Source organism: Chitinophaga pinensis (genome assembly GCF_007896845.1).
GTDB lineage: Bacteria > Bacteroidota > Bacteroidia > Chitinophagales > Chitinophagaceae > Chitinophaga > Chitinophaga pinensis_C.
This window is the reverse complement of record NZ_VOHS01000041.1, coordinates 1-18,512: the sequence shown is the minus strand read 5'-3', so window position 1 is coordinate 18,512 and position 18,512 is coordinate 1. Positions and strand designations below refer to the sequence as shown.

17 protein-coding genes are annotated in these 18,512 nt (G+C 45.2%); 8 read left to right on the top strand and 9 right to left on the bottom strand.

The window, feature by feature from the left end; all coding sequences use genetic code 11:
- Positions 1–12: 12 nt before the first annotated feature.
- The 4 genes from FEF09_RS24720 (at position 13) to FEF09_RS34565 (ending at position 4,812) form a co-directional block, all read left to right on the top strand.
- Positions 13–2,043 carry an OmpA family protein gene (locus FEF09_RS24720; protein WP_146307607.1) on the top strand — a complete coding sequence of 677 codons (2,031 nt, stop codon included), beginning with the start codon at positions 13–15 and terminating at the stop codon, positions 2,041–2,043.
- A gap of 153 nt (positions 2,044–2,196) precedes the next feature.
- Positions 2,197–2,973, top strand: coding sequence for an MBL fold metallo-hydrolase (locus tag FEF09_RS24715; RefSeq protein WP_146307606.1), 777 nt, complete (start codon positions 2,197–2,199; stop codon positions 2,971–2,973).
- Between the two features lie 33 nt (positions 2,974–3,006).
- Positions 3,007–3,432: a DUF1801 domain-containing protein gene (locus tag FEF09_RS24710; RefSeq protein ID WP_146307605.1), complete on the top strand. Its 426-nt coding sequence runs from the start codon at positions 3,007–3,009 to the stop codon at positions 3,430–3,432.
- 234 nt (positions 3,433–3,666) lie between these two features.
- Positions 3,667–4,812 carry a TlpA disulfide reductase family protein gene (locus tag FEF09_RS34565; protein WP_146307604.1) on the top strand — a complete coding sequence of 382 codons (1,146 nt, stop codon included), beginning with the start codon at positions 3,667–3,669 and terminating at the stop codon, positions 4,810–4,812.
- 58 nt (positions 4,813–4,870) lie between these two features.
- Here the strand turns inward: FEF09_RS34565 and FEF09_RS24700 are convergent, their stop codons facing one another.
- Both FEF09_RS24700 and FEF09_RS24695 read right to left on the bottom strand, forming a co-directional pair.
- Complete coding sequence (locus FEF09_RS24700; RefSeq protein ID WP_146307603.1) at positions 4,871–6,712, bottom strand: glycoside hydrolase family 9 protein; 1,842 nt, start codon at positions 6,710–6,712, stop codon at positions 4,871–4,873.
- A gap of 284 nt (positions 6,713–6,996) precedes the next feature.
- Complete coding sequence (locus FEF09_RS24695; protein ID WP_146307602.1) at positions 6,997–7,632, bottom strand: tetratricopeptide repeat protein; 636 nt, start codon at positions 7,630–7,632, stop codon at positions 6,997–6,999.
- 195 nt (positions 7,633–7,827) lie between these two features.
- On the opposite strand from FEF09_RS24695, the gene FEF09_RS24690 reads away from it, so the two are divergent.
- From FEF09_RS24690 to FEF09_RS24680, 3 genes are read left to right on the top strand one after another with little or no spacing between them, the layout of a single operon-like run.
- Positions 7,828–9,843, top strand: coding sequence for a TonB-dependent receptor (locus FEF09_RS24690; protein ID WP_261387733.1), 2,016 nt, complete (start codon positions 7,828–7,830; stop codon positions 9,841–9,843).
- Positions 9,843–10,472, top strand: coding sequence for a nicotinamide riboside transporter PnuC (gene pnuC, locus FEF09_RS24685; RefSeq protein WP_146307600.1), 630 nt, complete (start codon positions 9,843–9,845; stop codon positions 10,470–10,472). The genes FEF09_RS24690 and pnuC overlap by 1 nt, the downstream gene beginning before the upstream one ends.
- Complete coding sequence (locus tag FEF09_RS24680) at positions 10,465–11,490, top strand: AAA family ATPase (protein ID WP_146307599.1); 1,026 nt, start codon at positions 10,465–10,467, stop codon at positions 11,488–11,490. Before pnuC ends, FEF09_RS24680 begins: the two co-directional genes overlap by 8 nt.
- Positions 11,491–11,569: 79 nt before the next feature.
- Here FEF09_RS24680 and FEF09_RS24675 read toward each other — a convergent pair whose 3' ends face one another.
- A complete protein-coding gene (locus FEF09_RS24675) occupies positions 11,570–12,832 on the bottom strand; it encodes a hypothetical protein (RefSeq protein ID WP_146307598.1) in 1,263 nt (420 codons plus the stop codon).
- A 227-nt stretch (positions 12,833–13,059) separates the two neighbouring features.
- Between FEF09_RS24675 and FEF09_RS24670 the strand changes: the two genes are divergently transcribed.
- The gene (locus FEF09_RS24670) at positions 13,060–13,944 is read left to right on the top strand and encodes a helix-turn-helix domain-containing protein (RefSeq protein ID WP_146307597.1); all 885 of its coding nucleotides are present in this window, start codon (positions 13,060–13,062) and stop codon (positions 13,942–13,944) included.
- Positions 13,945–13,957: 13 nt separating this feature from the next.
- Here the strand turns inward: FEF09_RS24670 and FEF09_RS24665 are convergent, their stop codons facing one another.
- The 6 genes from FEF09_RS24665 to FEF09_RS30945 form a co-directional block, all read right to left on the bottom strand.
- Positions 13,958–15,298 (bottom strand): glycoside hydrolase family 27 protein, encoded by a 1,341-nt coding sequence (locus FEF09_RS24665; RefSeq protein ID WP_146307596.1) that lies wholly within the window; start codon positions 15,296–15,298, stop codon positions 13,958–13,960.
- Between the two features lie 5 nt (positions 15,299–15,303).
- A complete protein-coding gene (locus tag FEF09_RS33605; RefSeq protein ID WP_261387732.1) occupies positions 15,304–15,813 on the bottom strand; it encodes an alpha-L-arabinofuranosidase C-terminal domain-containing protein in 510 nt (169 codons plus the stop codon).
- Positions 15,792–16,475, bottom strand: coding sequence for a hypothetical protein (locus tag FEF09_RS33600; RefSeq protein WP_261387731.1), 684 nt, complete (start codon positions 16,473–16,475; stop codon positions 15,792–15,794). The genes FEF09_RS33605 and FEF09_RS33600 overlap by 22 nt, the downstream gene beginning before the upstream one ends.
- 23 nt (positions 16,476–16,498) lie before the next feature.
- The gene (locus tag FEF09_RS33595) at positions 16,499–17,869 is read right to left on the bottom strand and encodes a carbohydrate binding domain-containing protein (RefSeq protein WP_261387730.1); all 1,371 of its coding nucleotides are present in this window, start codon (positions 17,867–17,869) and stop codon (positions 16,499–16,501) included.
- A 244-nt stretch (positions 17,870–18,113) separates the two neighbouring features.
- On the bottom strand, positions 18,114–18,257 hold the full coding sequence (locus tag FEF09_RS30950; RefSeq protein ID WP_186774505.1) for a hypothetical protein: 144 nt from the start codon (positions 18,255–18,257) through the stop codon (positions 18,114–18,116).
- A 61-nt stretch (positions 18,258–18,318) separates the two neighbouring features.
- On the bottom strand, positions 18,319–18,512 hold a 194-nt coding region (locus FEF09_RS30945), incomplete at its 5' end, for a hypothetical protein (RefSeq protein WP_186774504.1).

Sequence of the window (18,512 nt, the reverse complement as noted above, 5' to 3'; positions counted from 1 at the left end):
CATAAGACCATTATGAATAGAAAACATTATACCCTTCCTGCATTGTTAAGTGCCTTGCTGGTAACGGGATTGTTTAATACCGCCAATGGACAGTACGTTATAAAAGAAGCTAATAGTCAGGCTACGTTATACAATTACGCAGCAGCTATTCCATTATATCAGAAAGCTTACAAAAAGAAAGAAACAGTCACAGCAGCGCGTGGTCTGGCTACCAGCTACCGTTTGTTGAAAGATTATCCTGCAGCTGCTACCTGGTATGGAAAACTGGTAGCCATGCCGGAGCATACTGCCGAGGATGAACTGCACTATGCAGCGATCCTCATGAACAATGAACAATACAGTGCTGCAAAAGATGTGCTGAACGGTTATCTGGCCAAAACTCCGGGCGATATGCTCGCAAAGAGTATGCAGGCTGGTTGTGACAGTGCTGCTGCATGGACGGCAGCGCCGATAAGAGGTGATCTGGAAAATCTGAAAGGACTGAACAGTGAATGGTCTGACTGGAGCACTGCTTTCAATAACGGAAAAGTAGTCTTCGCTTCAGATCGTCCTTACGACTCCTTACGCCGTGATATGTTGTTTAATACCAGCAACATCAAAAGAAAATATTACGGTTATACCGGCAACAGTTACCTGCACCTCTATGAAAGTAATGGTCTGGACAGCGGCACCACCAAACTGCTGGTACGTGATGTGAATGGTGATTATCATAGTGCTGACGCCAGTTATACTGCGGATGGACAAACCTTCTATTATGCAGTCACCGAACTGGCCAGAAAGAAAGGTTCGCTGTTAGGTAAGGAGAATCCTTATACCCTCAATATCGAAATCAGAGCTCAGCAACGTGATACGAGCGGTGGCTGGAAAGAATTACCTGCTTTCCCTTTCAACGAAATATTCAATCACTCCATTGGCGATCCTTTTATTACTCCCGATGGCAAGACCCTCTACTTTGTTGCAGATTACGGCGATAAAGGAATTGGGGGCACTGATATTTATTACAGTACGCTGGATGCAAATGGTCAGTGGCAGACGCCGGTGAACATGGGACCTGAGATCAATACTACTGGTAACGAACGTTCACCGATGTTTGATGGAAATGGAGTGTTCTATTTCTCTACAGATGGACGTCCGGGTCTTGGCGGATTAGACATTTTCCGTGCGGTTAAAGAGAAAGGTACATGGGCAGTCCGTAATATGGGTCTGCCGGTGAACAGTGCACAGGATGATTTCGCACCTGCCTATAATGGCACCAATACCATGTATTTTTCTTCCAACAGGAAAGGCGGAAAGGGCAGTGATGACCTTTACCGTTTTACGCCTGCGAAGATACTCGTCTTCTCGCTGGAAGGTAAAGCCATCGATAAAAAGACTGGTCAGCCGCTGGGCGATGCAGCAATTACTCTGGCTAGTAAGAACACCGGAGCGGTGTTAAAAGCTTCGACTGATAACGAAGGTAATTTTCATTTTGCATTGGATAGTTTGACAGCCTATGCGCTGGATGGCCAGAAGGCACTGTTTAGACCAGAATTGGGGGTTGCGGTGACTACAAACGGATTGACAGAATCTGCAGTTTTACACCGTGACCTTTATCTGGAAAAGATAGAAATGGAGTCTGTGGTGAATAAGCCAAAGGATCCTGTTCCTGCAAAAGGAGTTGGTGCTCCGCATAAGATTGAGCTGGGTAACAAGTTCAATCCGCAGAATATCTATTTCGATCTGGGTAAAGCGGATATCCGTCCTGATGTGGCAAAAGAGCTGGATAAGCTGATTGCGCTGATGAAGGAAAATCCGACATGGAAAGTGGATATGTCCTTCCATACTGACAGCCGTTCTGATGATAGCTACAATATGAAGCTTTCTCAGCGTCGTGCGAATTCAACATTGAATTATTTCCTTTCCAAAGGAATTGATAAAAAACGCCTGACTGCAAAAGGTTATGGCGAGACCAAACTGATCAACCGTTGTGCGAATGGCGTGAACTGTACGGAGGAAGAACATAAGGCAAACAGAAGAGCGGAATTCTCCGTTCTGGAACACTAAGCACTGTCCGTGAAATATCCCTATATTGTGTTGTAAGTTGGCATTGCCCCTCGGAAGAGGGGCAATTGTTTTTTATATATACAACAAAATATCCTGTATCTACATTGTAAGCGATAGTCGTAAGCCATAGCTTTATGGTATTGATCGCCTCTTATGTATATTACCCATATTGACACCGCCTGTATCCTGCTTGAAATAGGGGATTTCAAAATATTGACCGACCCGACGCTCGACAATGCCGGCCAGCTGTATTACCATGGTTTCGGCGCATTCTCCCGTAAAACCGAAAATCCTGCTTTACCAATATCCGCTTTGCAGGACATTGACCTTGTATTGCTCAGCCACGATCAGCATAAGGATAATCTGGATAATAAAGGCCGGGCTTTTATTGATAATTTTCCGCATGTACTCTCTACAACTGCTGCCGCCAGAAGGATGAAAAACGTGACAGGTCTGCAAAGATGGGAGACATGCCTGATAGATACTCCAAAGGTGCCCGGTTTGCGTATTACAGCCACACCCGCCCGGCATCGTCCGGCATGGATACCGGAATTTGTATCTGGTATGGTGACTGGTTTTGTCATTGAGTACGACGGACAGCAGAATGGAGTCGTCTATTTATCTGGCGATACGGTTTATTTCGATGGTATCGCGGAAGTCGGGAAGCGTTTTAAAGTGGATACCGGTATATTTAACCTTGGTGCTGTGCAGTTCAGGTATCTCTCGGGTTTTGGGAAATATACGATGGACAGTAGCGGATTGATCCGATCAGCGCAGGTATTACAGCCTAATAAGATCATTCCGGTGCATCACAGTGGCTGGACACATTTTAAGGAACAGACGTCGGCATTGCAAAAAGTGCTGCAGGGAAATCAATTGACCCGGGAGCGCACAATATTTTTATCGGGCGGAGAACGGACGCTGATTTGACATAACTTTATATCTGTACATAAACCCCTTCTTATGGCAGAACAGAAAACACAACCAACCACACAGTCTGTAAAGGCCTTTCTGGAAAATGTTGAGGATGAAAAAGTAAAGGCAGATTGTTTTGAACTGGTGCGTATTATGGAAAAGGCCACCGGTTATCCGGCTAAGATGTGGGGGACTGCTATCGTAGGCTTTGGGCAGTATCATTATAAATATGACAGCGGACACGAAGGTGATGCCTGTCTGGCTGGTTTTTCTCCCCGTAAGCAGAATATCAGTTTGTATGTCATGCCGGGATTTGCGGATAATACGACACTACTGGATAAGCTTGGAAAGCATAAAGCGGCCAAGGGCTGTTTGTATATTAAAAAGCTGGCTGATATAGACCAGTCGGTATTGACACAATTGATCAAACAATCAGTAGACTATCTCAAAAACAAATATCCGGAGCAATCCTGACCTCCCTTTATACCCGATGATAGTATCTGCAACATGCCTGTAATAGCTGTAAAAGGGCATGCGATTTAACATTTATTAACAGTTTCCCTGATTTTTTAAAAAAACTCGAAAAAGACGCTAAGATTTTTCGCGTTCATTGCTTTATCTATGTAAAGCCGATCATGAGTATCGCTGATTGTGGGCTATAATAATATACAGTCAGGGGGATTCAACCACCACTTACCAAAATCGACCATGAAAAAAACTTTTTTACTCTTTGCAGCTCTGATACCAATGCTCGCAAAGTCTCAATCGAAAAACACATTTACTATTACCGGTAAAATCGGTAACCTGAATGCTCCTGCCAGAGTATATCTTGACTGGACTGATGTATTGAATGGCAGTGGCGGAAAGGAAGATTCTGCAGATGTCGTAAATGGTACCTTTAAATTCACCGGCGAAATGAACGGTATCGCTACCTGTCGTATGGCCCTCGCACACAATGGTGACGGAAAAATGAAGGCGGTATATACCGGAGATGTTATTTATTTCAACTTCGGAACGGAAAACTTTACAATTACGTCTAAAGATTCTCTGGCAAATGCTGTATTCAAAGGTTCTAAAGTCCATGATCAGGAGGACGCTTATAACAAAAAGATAGGTGGGCAAATTATGGCGATCACTAAAAACGCCAACTATGATTTCAATGCAGGTACGCCTGAGCAGCGTGCTGATTCTAATTTCCTGAAAGAAATAGACATGCGTTTCCGTAAACGTGTAAGTGACAGGAATGCTGCACAGCTGCAATATGCGAAGGATAATCCTAATTCTGTATTCGGACTGATCGCATTGTCAGAGTACATGAATATGTCTAAGAATATGGAGGTTGTAACGCCTGTTTATAATGGACTGAGCGCTAAGCTGCGCACTTCCAAAAAAGGACAGGAACTGGATAAGCGTATTAAGGCGGTGAAGCTGACTACACCGGGCGCAGAAGCACCTGACTTCACCATGAAAGATATTAACGGTAAACCTGTTTCTCTGAAAGATCTGAGAGGCAAGACCGTGTTGCTGGAATTCTGGGCAAGCTGGTGCAGCCCATGCCGTGCTGAAAATCCCAATCTGAGAGAGCAATATAAAATGTATAAGGATAAAGGCTTTGAGATCCTTGGTGTGTCACTGGACAGCGATAAGAAGAAATGGGAAGAAGCGATTGCAAAAGATGGTATTCCATGGATCCACGTATCTGATCTGAAAGGATGGGGTAATGAAGTAGGTATCCTGTATGGCGTAACTGGTGTACCGGCGGGTTTCCTGATCAGCCCTGAAGGCAAGATCATCGGTAACGACCTGAGAGGTGAATCACTCAATAAGAAACTGGCGGAATTGCTGAATAAATAAGCATATACGTTGTAAAGGAAAATGGGCAGTACAATTTATTGTATTGCCCATTTTAGTTTTATTCATTGATAGCTACAGCCAGCAGGTACCATGCGGCATGTGGCAGCCATTGTTCTGCCCAGCGCCAGTCATAGTCCTTCTTTGTGACAGCATAAGAGAGGTTGAAATCAATATCATTTTCATTCTCCAGACCGGACGTAATACCATTGACAATACCGCCAGGTGCGTTAGTGTATTCGAAGGTGCCGAAGAAACCATAAGCAGGATTGTTATGCCCCGCTCCCTGTAACATACAGGCGTCAAAAGGATTGAGTCCCAGTATCCAGTTCAGCTGATTGAGTGCAAAGTTTTCCAGACTATCATGAAATGCTTTATCGGCTTTAAACAATTGTGCGGTCATCCGTGCAGCTGTTGCCTGTGAACCTAATCTGGCGTTTTCTCCCTGCCACCACGGAGATGCTTCACTGCCATGAGGGAAGAAGAAGGTGGCCTTTCTTATACCGGCGGTGTCTTCGGTGTATTGACGGCTATAGCCAAAAGGATTATTCACCTCCGCCGTAATCGCCAGTTCATATTGCATGTATTGTCTGACGGTCGTCTTTATGGCTGTCTGCAGTTCCGCTGGTGCCAGCGAATAAAAGTTCAGCAGACTGACAACCGGTAATCCTGCATTAGAAGGGTGAAAGAAAGGTCTGTCTTTATCATCTGCCCGGAGATAGTGCTGGTATTTACCACTGCTGATCAGGCGATCTTTTAACTGCGTGGCACGTTTGACAGCTGCCTGCAGATAACTGTCTTTGTGCGTTGCTTTATAGAGTTCCGTCGCGGCGCTGAGCGCACAATAGTCGTCTACAATATTTTCTTTACCGTCGTTGGTCATCAAGGGATTTTCTTTTTCCAGAAAAGCAAAGGCATCTTCTGCTGTTTTCGGGTAATCTTTGTTACTGAATTCCCCGGAAGTATCATAGGTCGCAGCGATAGCCAGTGCAGCGATAGATAATCCGGCGCCTGAGCGGTAACTGGACTGATAGCTGCGCCAGTTGTTCATTTCAGTGGAAGTGCCGCTGCCACTGCCGAAGGACTGGTCTTTAGACTGTTTGATACGATAGCCTTTGTCCTCCGCACGGATGGTGCGGTCTTTGGCCAGTTTACCCGGTCCGGGTGCAGAAACAGAACGATAGAAAGAACCATCAGGCGCTTTTAGTCGTACGAGATAATCTGCTCCATACATGGCTTCATCCAGTACACGCCTGATATACTGACGATAGTCTGTGCCCGGTTTGCTTTTCAGCTGCTCATATGTTTTCAGCAAGCTCCAGACGGTGAGCGATACCTGTTGCGGGTTGAAATAGGAAGAGAAGGAAAGGTGTGACAGGTGTTTGCCATAATCGCCGGTAGCATCATACCAGCCGCCATGTGCGTCGATAGTGTCTGAAGGCATACCTGCAAGATGCAGGTGATGATCCGCCTGATCCATCAGTCCTGTGCAGCGTTGTCCTTTGAAATAATAAACAACATCGGAGATGGTTGCCTGTTCCAGTACGTTTTTCCCGATGGTGAAAGGGTAGGAGCGGATAGATTGACCAGCTACGGTGGTACTGAGGAAATAAGTACCGGCCGTGGTATAATTGCTGAAGTCAATTGTCCAGAACTGCCAGTGTTTCCACTGGTCTACCGGACCACTATACAGAGCTTTTCCGGTATAGACTTTACGTCCGCTGGCAGCGTCGATCAGTTCGACATTGCCTACACTGACTTTACTTTCTGCCACAAGGATGGCGCGTTTGGATTTACTGAATTCATAACCGATGTGGTTTGTAACGATTTTGGTAGACTGGGCTTTGGATACGCCCGGCAATAATAGTGTAATGAAGAGTAAAAGGGCAATAAAAAATCTCATGGTTTTAAACTAATTAGAGGGCCAGATAATCAATGTCGGCAGACGATTCAATAACGTTACCCTAATATAAGCGATCGAAGCGGTAGAATGTGGGGTTTTTTGAGCAAGCGGAGTAAAGAATATTGCTATTCATTGGAATCGACGAATGAGGGTGCAGGCGTAGGATCAGCCTTTTGCAGGACGATTATCCGCAATCACGAAGGATTTATTACTGCTGCATCAACACCGGTTATAGGAACGGCATTTACAATGCTATTGCCGTCTGAGCAGACAGTACACAACAATTAAGAATATTGGCTGGTGGTACGCATGATTTCGCGTAACTGAAGAGAAGCGGCATTATTCCCTAATCTGGCAGCTCTTTCGAAATAATATTTCGCCCAACGTTGAGATTGGCTGACGCCATCACCGTGTTTGTAGCAGAGGCCAAGATTATATAACGCCTTCGGATCGTCTTTGGCAGCAGCTTTCTTGTACCAGTAGATGGCCTGCGTGACATCTTTTTCGGTGCCCAGACCATAGAAATAGCAGTAACCCAGATCGCGTTGTGCTTCTGTGTCTCCTTGTGCAGAAGCCAATTTAAACCAGTAAACGGCTTTTTTATCGTTTTTTCGGACAACATCTCCTTCACGATAAAAGAACCCGATATTAGATTGCGATTCCATGTGGCCCTGTAACGCAGCTTTCATATACCATTTGAAGGCAATGGCGGTGTCCCGTTGTACACCCATTCCGTTATCATAGCAAGTAGCCAGATAAAACTGTGCTCTTTTGTTACCCTGCGAAGCCGCAGAAAACCAAAGCATTACAATCTGTCGCCAGCTTGTACGCTTTGAACTTGTATCAAAAGCCAGACGATGGCCTAATAGGAATTTACGATGTTGGTCCAGTTTGCGCAGGATTGGTGTATCACTTTTCATATCGCGTCGTTTGGGATAAATACGCCATGGTTACAGGTTAATAGTAGCATTGACAACGGCGTTTTTGTCTCGGTAAAATAAAAGTAATGATTATTTTAAACCAGTGTACCAACAATTTAGCCCACTAACACAAACATGTTAACCATCTCCGGACTCGGCTTAATATATTTGTGTAATAATTACATTTTTTATCCTATGAGCTTTTTTAGTCGTGTGAACATCACCACTGTATCAGTTTTATTATTGCCTTTGTTAGCCGGCGCACAGGATACTTTACCCAAAAGCAAAGATCAGGATAGTATCCTGCGACTGAAGGAAGTGATTGTTTCCTATCAGGCTGGTAGTAAAACACCCGTAACATATCAGAACCTTGATATGAAGGTACTTGATGAAAAGAATACCGGACAGGAGCCTTCTTTTCTATTGTCGGAAACACCATCTGTTACCGTCTATTCTGACGCCGGTAATATGCAGGGTTATTCTTATTACCGTATGAGAGGGATGGACCAGACCAGAATCAATACTACGCTGGATGGGATGCCCCTCAATGAACCAGAAGATCAGGGCGCTTACTTTTCCAACTATTCGGATATACTCAATTCCATCAGCCGGCTGCAGATACAGAGAGGTGTCAGTACTTCTAAAAACGGTGCTGCCAGTTATGCCGGTAGTGTACAGTTATTTGCGCCTGAAGCAGGAGAGACCGCCAACACTAATCTCGGTGTAGGATATGGGTCTTATAACAGTTTCAGGATTTTTGCAGAACACCAGACCGCTATTAAAAACAGGAAGTCACTATACGTAAGAGCTTCTCAGGTGTATACGGATGGATATAAATATCATGCTTTTAATAATTCGCAGTCTGTGTTTGTCAGCGGCGGCCTTTACTACGATAAAAGCACCTGGAAGCTGAACGTGATGGCAGGTCATCAACGGAATGGAATGGCCTGGCTGGCAGTAGCAGATACGCTCATCTCTAAAGACAGACGTAGTAATGCCAATACCAAAGATGAAAAAGATCGTTTCTTTCAGGGACTTATACAATTACAGAACAGCTGGCGGCCTACATTGCATGGCACACTGACCTCCAGTATTTATTATACTTATCTGAAAGGTGGATACGATTTCGATCTGAATAACTTTCTCGGCATGGAGACGGATGGCAACCTCTTTAACTATGGTTTCCTTTCCCACTTCGGTGGATTCTTTACCAACTATGCACTGACCTACGATCGTTTTAAGTGGACGACTGGTGTACACGGTAATATTTATTCCCGCAGACATACAGGTACTGATAACTGGCTGGGTGAACTGTATCAGAACAAAGGACATAAAAATGAAGCCAGCGCATTTACTAAAATAGAATATACCCTTAACAGGTTCACACTCTATGGTGATCTGCAATACCGTTATACTACTTTCGATTATAAAGGCAGTGTGCCTTTTGAAAAGATGGACTGGCATTTCCTGAATCCGAAGGCAGGTCTGAACTTTGCCGCCAGTGATGCAACCAGCATCTACTATAGCATTGGTCGTACCGGCAGGGAACCTACGCGTAATGATATTTTCGGTGGGAATGATGATCTGACCGCTGACAGTACCGGTAAGGCAATGATCTATAATCAGGATGCAGAGTCCGTCGTAGATCATGAGCTGGGTGTCCGCTTTCATAAGAACAATTTCGAGCTGGGACTGAATGGGTACTACATGAACTTTGATAATGAGATTGTGCTGAACGGACAGGTGGGACCGAATGGGCTGTTGCTGACCAATAAAGTAAAAAGCAGTTACCGGGCAGGGATAGAATTACATGCGGGCTACCGGGTGAATGCATTCAGTTTTACCAATAACTCCTCTTTCAACCATAGCCGTGTAAAAGAACAGCAGACGTCTTTCACACCTATATTGACACCAGCACTGATCGTGAATCAGGAAGTGGGCTGGGAGCATAAGCGGCTGGGAGTAGCCGTATCCGGCAGGTATCAGCGTCGTGCTTATATTGATTTTGCTAATGATGCACTGGTGGATGATTATGTGCTGTTGAATGCAAGGGCGCAGTATACGATTGCACATTGTACACTGTCGCTGTTTGTGAACAATCTGACCAGCGCTAAATATTACAATGACGGTTATGTAGAAGGGGACGGTACCCGTAAATACTTTGTACAGGCGCCCCGTAATATGTATGTTGCATTTAAATACAGTTTCTGATGACGTTTTTCGATGTGAATGATATCGCTTTCAGTGTGCTGTCATATCCTGTGAGTTATATTGAACTGATCGGGACCCTCTTCGGATTGATATCTGTGTACTATGCTTCCAGAGCGAATGTATTGACCTGGCCAACAGGTATTGTCAATGAGATCGCATTGTTTGTGCTGTTTTTTCAGGTGCAGCTGTATGCGGATATGTTATTGCAGGTATTCTTTCTGGTGGTAACAGTGTTCGGCTGGTATAACTGGAGAAATAAAACGGAGGAGCTGCCGGTTACCCGGATGACCCGTCCGATGACAGGCATATACGGCGTGGCATTATTGCTGGGGACGATTGCGATGGGATACACGATTCAACGTTTCCATATCTGGATGCCGCAATACTTTCCTTTGCCGGCCACCTATCCGTTTGCGGACTCTTTCGTCATGATGGCAAGTGTGCTGGCGACGTTTCTGCTGGCAAAGAAACGCATCGAGACGTGGGTACTGTGGATCGTTGTAGATATTGTGAGTGTTATTTTATATCTTATTAAAGAAATTTATTTTTTATCACTTGAGTATGTGGTATTTTTGGGGCTGGCCACGTTCGGCCTGCTTCAATGGAGGAAACAACTGAAATATGCGTAAAGGTTTTGTTTTTGGGAAATTTATGCCCTTCCATAAGGGGCATGAAGCGATGATCAGGTTTGCCCTCTCGTATTGTGATGAGCTATCCGTATTGATCTGCTGCAGTAATAAGGAAACCCTTCCGGCTCCTGTGCGTCAGGTTTGGGTGGAAGACACCTTCCGCCATGATCCGCGTATAAAGGTGCTGGTATTTCAATATGACGAAAGTCTGTTGCCAAATACTTCCGAGACGTCGGCATTGGCGTCTGAGTTATGGGCGGCACAGTTTAAATTCTTATTTCCTGATCATTCACTGGTGGTTACTTCGGAACCTTACGGCGAGCTGGTAGCTGATTATATGGGTATTACCCACATGGCTTTTGATATGAAAAAAGCCCGTTATCCTGTATCTGCTTCAAAGATCAGGGCTAATCTTCCGGATACATGGCAATATTTGCCGGATGCAGTAAAAGCATCGTTGGTGACGAAGGTCGTGTTGTTAGGTACGGAGTCAACAGGAAAGACTACCCTGACCAGCAGGTTATCGGAACATTTCAATTGTACCGGTGTGTTGGAAGCGGGAAGGGATATTATTACAGATTCCAATGACTTTGGCGTTAAAGATCTTTATCTGATCGCGCGGGAACATGCGGCCCGTATCGACAGGGCAGCAAAAGGACCAAGTCCGCTGCTGGTCATCGATACCAACATTCATATCACGCTTTCTTACGGAGAGTTTGCTTTTAATACCGAGCTGTCTGTAGACCGTGGCATCTTTGAAAGTAACAGGGCAGATCTTTATCTCTATCTGAATAATGATGCGCCTTATGTACAGGACGGCACACGTCTGAGCGAAGAAGATCGTAATCGTCTTGATGTTTCACATCGCCGGGTACTGGATAAGTATGGCGTTACCTGTGAAGAGATCCGGGGAGATTGGGATGAACGTTTCGAGCAGGCAGTTGTACTGATTGAACAACTCATGCAACGTAAGCTGGAGAGCTGGCATCAGTTCGCAGAAAAACTACATTACGCATAAAATCTATAAAGAAAGGGGCTGTATGAAAGCAGTCCCTTTCATATCAGCCCCTCAGGTGTAAAGCTTTTATTTGCTCCTATCAATCATAATCTGAAACTCTGACAGCAAATACACATCTGTTGTCCTTTCCATACTTTTCTGTTTCATACTCTGTCAGACACCAGAGATAACCGGTAGCAGCGTCACGGTACAGATCTTCTGCACCATGTGGCCAGCGGTAACGGGTACCGGCAACAGTACCATCGTTGTAGCGTGTCAGCCTGCCTGTAGATCCTTCGTAAGAACTATTTCCTGTTGTAGACATGAACGTCTTATTACCCATTCTGAATACACCCTGTATGCCATGCACACGGGTAGTGTCATTGTCAACAGGGGTGATGATTGTCGGCTGTGTGGTGGTACTTACCTGTCCGGCATCATTAACAAGGAATCCGAACACCTGTGGTACAGTTGTTTCAGAGGGCTCTATATACTGTGCTGTCCAGAGGTATTTGCTGGCAGCTGTAGCGCCTTCACCCAGTTCGATACAGGAGAAAGGATTGGCATTAGTGATCTTATAATAGCCGGTCTGTGGTAAGATGTAACCATAGTTAAAGGCTTTCAGGTCACCGTTGGTTGCTTGTCCGCAACTTGTTTCTGTGTCATCGCTTTGTGCAGACACGAATTTCGTCAGATCAAATACGCGCATCCCCAGTTTGGTATCTGCAACGAATAATTTTCCTGCATGACAGGTTACTCCACCTGCGTGAATCGTTACCGGACAGAAAGATCCCAGCTGTGTATAGGTATTGGAAGCCTTGTACAGTGAGGAGTTGGTCATGTTGGCTTTGTTCTGTACCAGCAGAATATGGCGATAGGTAACGCTGTTCATATTGGTAATATCTACCAATGAAATACGTACGCCTTTGTGTTGATTGGCTACACCAGCAATCGTACCCGGATCAACGCCATACCATGAAACTACAAGGAACTTCTTTGTGCCCCAGGTAAAGCCTCCGATACCTTGTGGACGCCATTCATTGGTCTGCTCGTCTCCGCTGTTCCATTTGAAACCTGTTACCTGATTGGCCGCCGGAATATTGAATCCATATACCGAAGTATAGCCACTGGTGGAACCATCACGGTTCAGCGTCAGTTGATCCGGTGTTTTAAAACCATAAGAGGAAAGGCTGTTGACAAAAGCGCTTTCATCTGTGTAGGTGATGGTACTGGCAGCAGCAGCAGAGATCTCATTGGCAGCAGCTAGTTTGTCGGCTGAGGGAGCGGGTTCTCCGGATTGTTTGCTACAGGCAGCAAAAGCCAGCGACGTGGAAAGTGCGATTAAATACGCGTGTCTTTTCATAGAATGTTACATTATGGGTTTTTACCAGAAGCGGGTGTTGTCAACCTGCTTCATATGAGGCGCGCAAAGTAGAAATTCCGGAGATGTGAAAAACAGATCAGATATTAAGTCATTCTTATCATATTGTTAAGGGTCGAACCGTGATATGTGCCATTTTTACCGACTTTTGTATCAATTATGCTGCTATATAGTTGATACTTTTGTATCAGGATATTTAATCTGATAATATGATACACTATAAACATCTGGCAGATCTGCACCGCGCAAATAATTTTCCTCCTCCGGAAAATCCTATGCTCAGTCTTACCCGTTGTGATAATACCTGTACAATAGGGGACAGGGAGTTTACCAGTGATTTTTATATGATCGGGTTCAAGAAGCTAAAGGCAGGGATGATAAAATATGGGCGGACGAACTACGATAACCAGAATGGTTCCATGTATTTCGCTAAGCCCCGTCAGATCATCGAAATGAAAGATCTGCAATTTGAGGAAGATGGGTTCCTCCTGTTTTTTCATGAAGACTATCTCAACGGACATGTCCTGCACACGGAGATTAAAAAGTACAATTTCTTTGACTACGAAGTGAATGAGGCATTACATCTGTCTCCACGGGAAGAGCAGATCATGTGGGAGTTGTACAGAAAAATTGAAACAGAATATAACGGTACACAGGACGAATACAGCCGTAATATTATTCTCGGACATATTGGTTCTATGCTGCAATACTGCCAGCGTTTCTACAAACGTCAGTTCATCAACAGAGCCGAATTATCAGGAAAAACAGTGTCCCGCTTTAGCGAGACACTGGCCAATTATTTCAAGGATAGCAGTATTGAAGATAAAGGATTACCCACCGTGAATTATATGGCAGAGCAACTGCATCTGTCTCCGCGTTATCTGAGTGATCTGCTGAAGCAGGAGACCGGCAAGACTGCCATAGAACTTATTCATATCTATCTTATCTCAGAGGCTAAAAACCTGCTTAAAACAGCTGATCAGAGCGTTGCAGAAATTGCCTATCTGCTGGGTTTTGAAAACCCTCCTTATTTCTCCCGTCTGTTTAAGAAGGAAGTAGGGGTAAGCCCTAATCAATACAAGAAAATGGCCTGATACAGGCCATTTATTATGGCGTGACTTTATAAAGTCCTGCGCCATGCGGATTAATCTGCGGAGCAAAACTACCATTGAATTTCCCCAGTACTTTTCCTGACCAGAGGTCCGTAATGGTACATGCACCTTTGATGCCTATTGTAGAAAGATCAACAGTAACGGCGGCGCTATCTTTATCAGCTTTATTAAAGACAGCGAGATATTTAGCCGGTTTACCCGGTACATCAGCCGTCCATGCCGCTTTATCTTTTTCATTGAAAAGCGGGCGGTTGTTACTGCTGTTATTCAATACCTGTAATACCTGTTTGTTGGTCAGCAGTGACAGTGTGAAAGGATCATTGTCAGGCAGATTACCACCAAACATCAACGGCGATCTGAAAATGGTCCAGAGTGTCATCAGGGTATACTGCTCGTCTTTTGTAAAGGAAGTCATACGTGGCTGTCCTCTTTCTGCACGGATCCCGATATGTCCCAGTGGCAGCATGTCTCCGTCAGGCCATGCGCCCGTGGTACGCCACTTGTTCCAGCGGTCAAATACTTCGAAGTGGTCTTTCAGGTGCGGCCAGTTATCCCAGAAATCGTCAACCGTACGCCACATATTGGCATGCTGCTGTACATGTGCTCCCTGTGCGATGGGCGTTTCTCCCGGTGAGGTACTGAGCAGAATTTTACGGTCGGTCCGTGCGATTGCTTTTCTGATCATTTCAATCTCTTCTGCAAAATAAACAGGTGCGGAAAGATCATCTACTTTTACAAAGTCCACCCCCCACGAAGCATACATGTCAAACAGAGAATTATAATATTCCTGTGCACCTGTTTTATCCGGTACAATCGTATACATATCATGTAGCCATTTACACTGATCCTGTTTGCTGTAGATATCTGCAGCGGTGACGTTCGTCCCTTTAACAGGCAGTTTTTTATTCACAGCAACTACCGGTACTCCCCGCATGATATGAATACCGAATTTCAATCCTTTGCTGTGTATATAGTCTGCCAGCGGCTTAAATCCCTGTCCGTTTGCTGCCGAAGGAAACCGGTTGACAGCAGGCTGAAAACGTCCGTATGCGTCTATATTATAATCAGGATTGGTTTCATTATAGCCATGTGATTTATCATTGGCCACGTACCAGCGGATATCTACGATGATGTATTGCCATCCGGACGCTTTCAGGTGAGTGGCCATATAGTCGGTATTGGCTTTCACTTCTGCTTCTGTCACTGTCGGTCCGTAACAATCCCAGCTGTTCCATCCCATCGGGGGCGTAGGCGCCCATGAATGGAAGTCTTTCTTTTGTTGTGCGGATGTTGTGCAGCCTAAAAGGACAAAGGCCCATAAAAGAACTGATCTCATGCTGATTACTTTGTTTTGATCCTTATAATAGAGAAAGAATATGCCGGCAATCCGGTATTGAATTTTGATGCTATAGTGATAGCTGTGCTGACCGGTTTCGCGTCTTTGGAAGACGGATCTCCCTGTAAGATTGTCATTGTACCTGCTGTGCCGTCAATGTTCAGTGTACCCAGATCTATCGTCGAAGGGATACTGAACGGTGAAATGTTGACCAGCTTGATGATGACGTCTTTACTTTTGCTATCCCGCACAACAGATACGGCGATCCTTTTATTCAGAATTTCCTGATTGGTAGAAAGCGAGGTGGTATTAGGCAGGTATTCATTCCCGGCATTATTCCCGAATAACTTCTGAACCTGATAAGCGGTGGTCAGTTTAACGGCTGTATTGTTAAAGTAGATCATGTCCGGATTCCATTGTGTATGCCCTTCTTTTGCGAGTAAGGGGGCATAGGAAGTCATACTGACGATATCACCGTTCCTTTCAACACCCGTCAGATAAATAGCCTCGGCCAATGCTGTTTCCAGATTGACCTTTGCACCGGGCAGATGGGCTGCATATTCGCCCAGATAAACTTTTGAACGCGAGCGGTCGTATTTATCATAGAAGTCTGATTGTTGATGAACCAACCGGATGTCTCATAATAATGTTCATCCACCATAGGTACTTTCAGTTTTCCGGCCAGCGCCCATCCTTCTTCATAGTCGGTACCTTCATAAAAAGGACCTACGGTGCCGATGACTGTGATTTCCGGATGTTTTGCCTGCATAACTTTGTAAATCATGGTGAATCTTTCTTCGAATACATCTGTGATCAGGTCTTCATTGCCTATACCGATGTATTTCAGATGAAAAGGGGCCGGATGACCGGCGGCTGCCCGTTTCTTTCCCCAGGTGGTATTGACGTCGCCGTTGGCGTATTCTATGAGATCCAGTACTTCCTGTACATAGTTGTCCATTTCAGTCATGGGGATACCGCCTTGTTGTCCGCCCCCACCTACACCTGAATTCTGACAGGGTACACCTGCGGGAACGACGGGCAATGGTTCAGCGCCGATATCTTCGCAGTATTGGAAGTATTCGAAGTAACCCAGTCCGGCGGATTGATGATACCCCCACAGATTACGCTGGGGGATACGCGTTTCCAGAGGACCAATGGTATTTTTCCAACGATACATATTACCAAGGCCATCACCGTGGGCTACACATCCACCGGGAAAACGGATGAACGGGGGTGGATATCGGCAATAGTTTGTGCCAGGTCAGGCCGTAATCCGTTTCGTCTGGTTTTGAATGTTTTAGCGGGAAATAAGGATATCATGTCCACATCAAGTCCACCTTTTGTACGGGGCAATAGCTCCAGATGAGCGTCCGAAACGGTACCAGCAGCCGTCAATGTGGCGCTGCTTTGTTTCCATTCCGGGGCATTGAGTGACAATGTGGTCTGGGCCAGTGTAGTGCCCTCTTTACTGACCAGTCTGACCAGCAGCGTACCTTTTCCCCTGCAGAACAGGGAGAACTGGTATTTCTCTCCTTTATTGAGAGCGATACCGTCAAAACCGGTATTTGACAATACAGCGCCCGGTTCCTTTGTATTGAGCACCCCGTAATGTGGGTTATTGCGGTGTAATGGTGAGCTGGTATCAATTGTGAAGGTACTTTGTGTGCCTTGCAGCTGCCAGGAATGGGTACTGTTCCATTGTTTATCACGGCCTTCTTTATCGGAGAGGGCATATTCAAAGTCCCGGTTCTGGATCAGCTCTGCGTATAATCCGCCGTCGGCAGCGTAGTTAATATCTTCAAAGAAAACACCAAAAAGCAGATCGCTGATGGGTTTCGCCAATGCTGGCTGTACAGAGATGGTAGCGCTTACATGACTGATACCCGCGAAGCGGGCACTATCCCCGGCAGTCGATTCACTGTACTGCTCCATCTTATATAGTTTCCCCTCATATGTTTTGATCAGCTGATCCGCCACTTTCCATGGTACACGGTGCAGTTGTCCGCTTGTTTTGCCTGTTGGCAGTTCTACGGAGATGGTCTGATGGCGATAGGCTGTAGCGGGTACTTCCGTTGCCGGAGAATAGGCGGTAAAATCTTTCGTAGTAGTCTGATAGTATTTACCTGCTGAGGTGGTGTAAATGATGTTATATTGTTGCTGAGTGGCATCATACCAGCTGACAGGCTGTAAAACATTGCTGCCGGCCTGCATAACAGGATAGCTCTGACGTTTCCAGTGAATGAGATCAGGGGAGGCGGCATGTGCAAAGGCATGTTCCTTATCATTTAAGCCCCAGACGCAATGCCAGTTACCATCTGGTCCGCTGATCAGGTAAGGCGCGAACATCTTTTTCTCCGAACCCCAACGACCATAATCGCTTTTCAGATATCCCCATTCATTGCCGATAGGATGCCATTGCTGCTGATCCCGGCTCCATGCAAAATGTAGTCCGTTGTGATGATTATTTTTCTCCGTGGTATAAGAGAAAAGATAGACGGAGTCAGGGTCATATTTGGCGAAGACAGTCTGCGTAAGGCACGTAAGGACGGCGAGATATAACCAGTGTTTCATTATAGTGGAATTATAAAGCTAATCCCAAGATAATGATAAAAGTGTTAAAATGACAATTAAATACATGGGTAGTTTTAAGGTGTTGTTTTATTGCTTTCAGACAAGCGGCGGTAATTTATAATATCTGTTACAGAATAATATATATCCCAGCAGGAGATTGACGCAGGCTGATTGCCATAAACAGTCATACATGATCATCCAGAAGAGGAGAATATACACGACGAAAACGACCGGTAAATAATATTCATGTGCAGGCCGATCTGATAGAGGAGACCCCGGAAGCACACCAGTGCGGATATAGCATAAAACCCAATAGTGTAGCCAGCAGTGGTGTTTCCATCACAAACAGGAGAATGATCTCTGGTGCCAGCAATAACAGATATTGCATGAGCATATAGATAAAGCGTTTGTTGCGGCTATAAGGAAAGTTTCTGGTGAAAGATAATGTCTCAGTTCGAACCGATGTTCTGATAGATCAGATACAGGTGTGCAGCGACAGCTGTAAGTACAATGAGGCCTGCTACACGGATGTCATGTCTGTTGTTGTTGGCGACGCTATATGCACCACTTAACAAACAAAAAACAGAGATCGTTTTTGTCAGGAGGCCGCCGGTTTTAAGTCTGTGTAATATGTGATGCAGGA

Bases quoted from the DNA above. Each gene is read 5' to 3' on its own strand.
- FEF09_RS24670 (WP_146307597.1), top strand. From the start codon at position 13,060: ATGATACACTATAAACATCTGGCAGATCTGCACCGCGCAAATAATTTT.
- FEF09_RS24690 (WP_261387733.1), top strand. From the start codon at position 7,828: ATGAGCTTTTTTAGTCGTGTGAACATCACCACTGTATCAGTTTTATTA.
- FEF09_RS34565 (WP_146307604.1), top strand. From the start codon at position 3,667: ATGAAAAAAACTTTTTTACTCTTTGCAGCTCTGATACCAATGCTCGCA.
- FEF09_RS33600 (WP_261387731.1), bottom strand. From the start codon at position 16,475: ATGTATCGTTGGAAAAATACCATTGGTCCTCTGGAAACGCGTATCCCC.
- FEF09_RS24715 (WP_146307606.1), top strand. From the start codon at position 2,197: ATGTATATTACCCATATTGACACCGCCTGTATCCTGCTTGAAATAGGG.
- pnuC (WP_146307600.1), top strand. From the start codon at position 9,843: ATGACGTTTTTCGATGTGAATGATATCGCTTTCAGTGTGCTGTCATAT.
- FEF09_RS24700 (WP_146307603.1), bottom strand. From the start codon at position 6,712: ATGAGATTTTTTATTGCCCTTTTACTCTTCATTACACTATTATTGCCG.
- FEF09_RS24675 (WP_146307598.1), bottom strand. From the start codon at position 12,832: ATGAAAAGACACGCGTATTTAATCGCACTTTCCACGTCGCTGGCTTTT.
- FEF09_RS30950 (WP_186774505.1), bottom strand. From the start codon at position 18,257: ATGCAATATCTGTTATTGCTGGCACCAGAGATCATTCTCCTGTTTGTG.
- FEF09_RS33595 (WP_261387730.1), bottom strand. From the start codon at position 17,869: ATGAAACACTGGTTATATCTCGCCGTCCTTACGTGCCTTACGCAGACT.
- FEF09_RS24720 (WP_146307607.1), top strand. From the start codon at position 13: ATGAATAGAAAACATTATACCCTTCCTGCATTGTTAAGTGCCTTGCTG.
- FEF09_RS24665 (WP_146307596.1), bottom strand. From the start codon at position 15,298: ATGAGATCAGTTCTTTTATGGGCCTTTGTCCTTTTAGGCTGCACAACA.
- FEF09_RS24680 (WP_146307599.1), top strand. From the start codon at position 10,465: ATGCGTAAAGGTTTTGTTTTTGGGAAATTTATGCCCTTCCATAAGGGG.
- FEF09_RS24710 (WP_146307605.1), top strand. From the start codon at position 3,007: ATGGCAGAACAGAAAACACAACCAACCACACAGTCTGTAAAGGCCTTT.
- FEF09_RS24695 (WP_146307602.1), bottom strand. From the start codon at position 7,632: ATGAAAAGTGATACACCAATCCTGCGCAAACTGGACCAACATCGTAAA.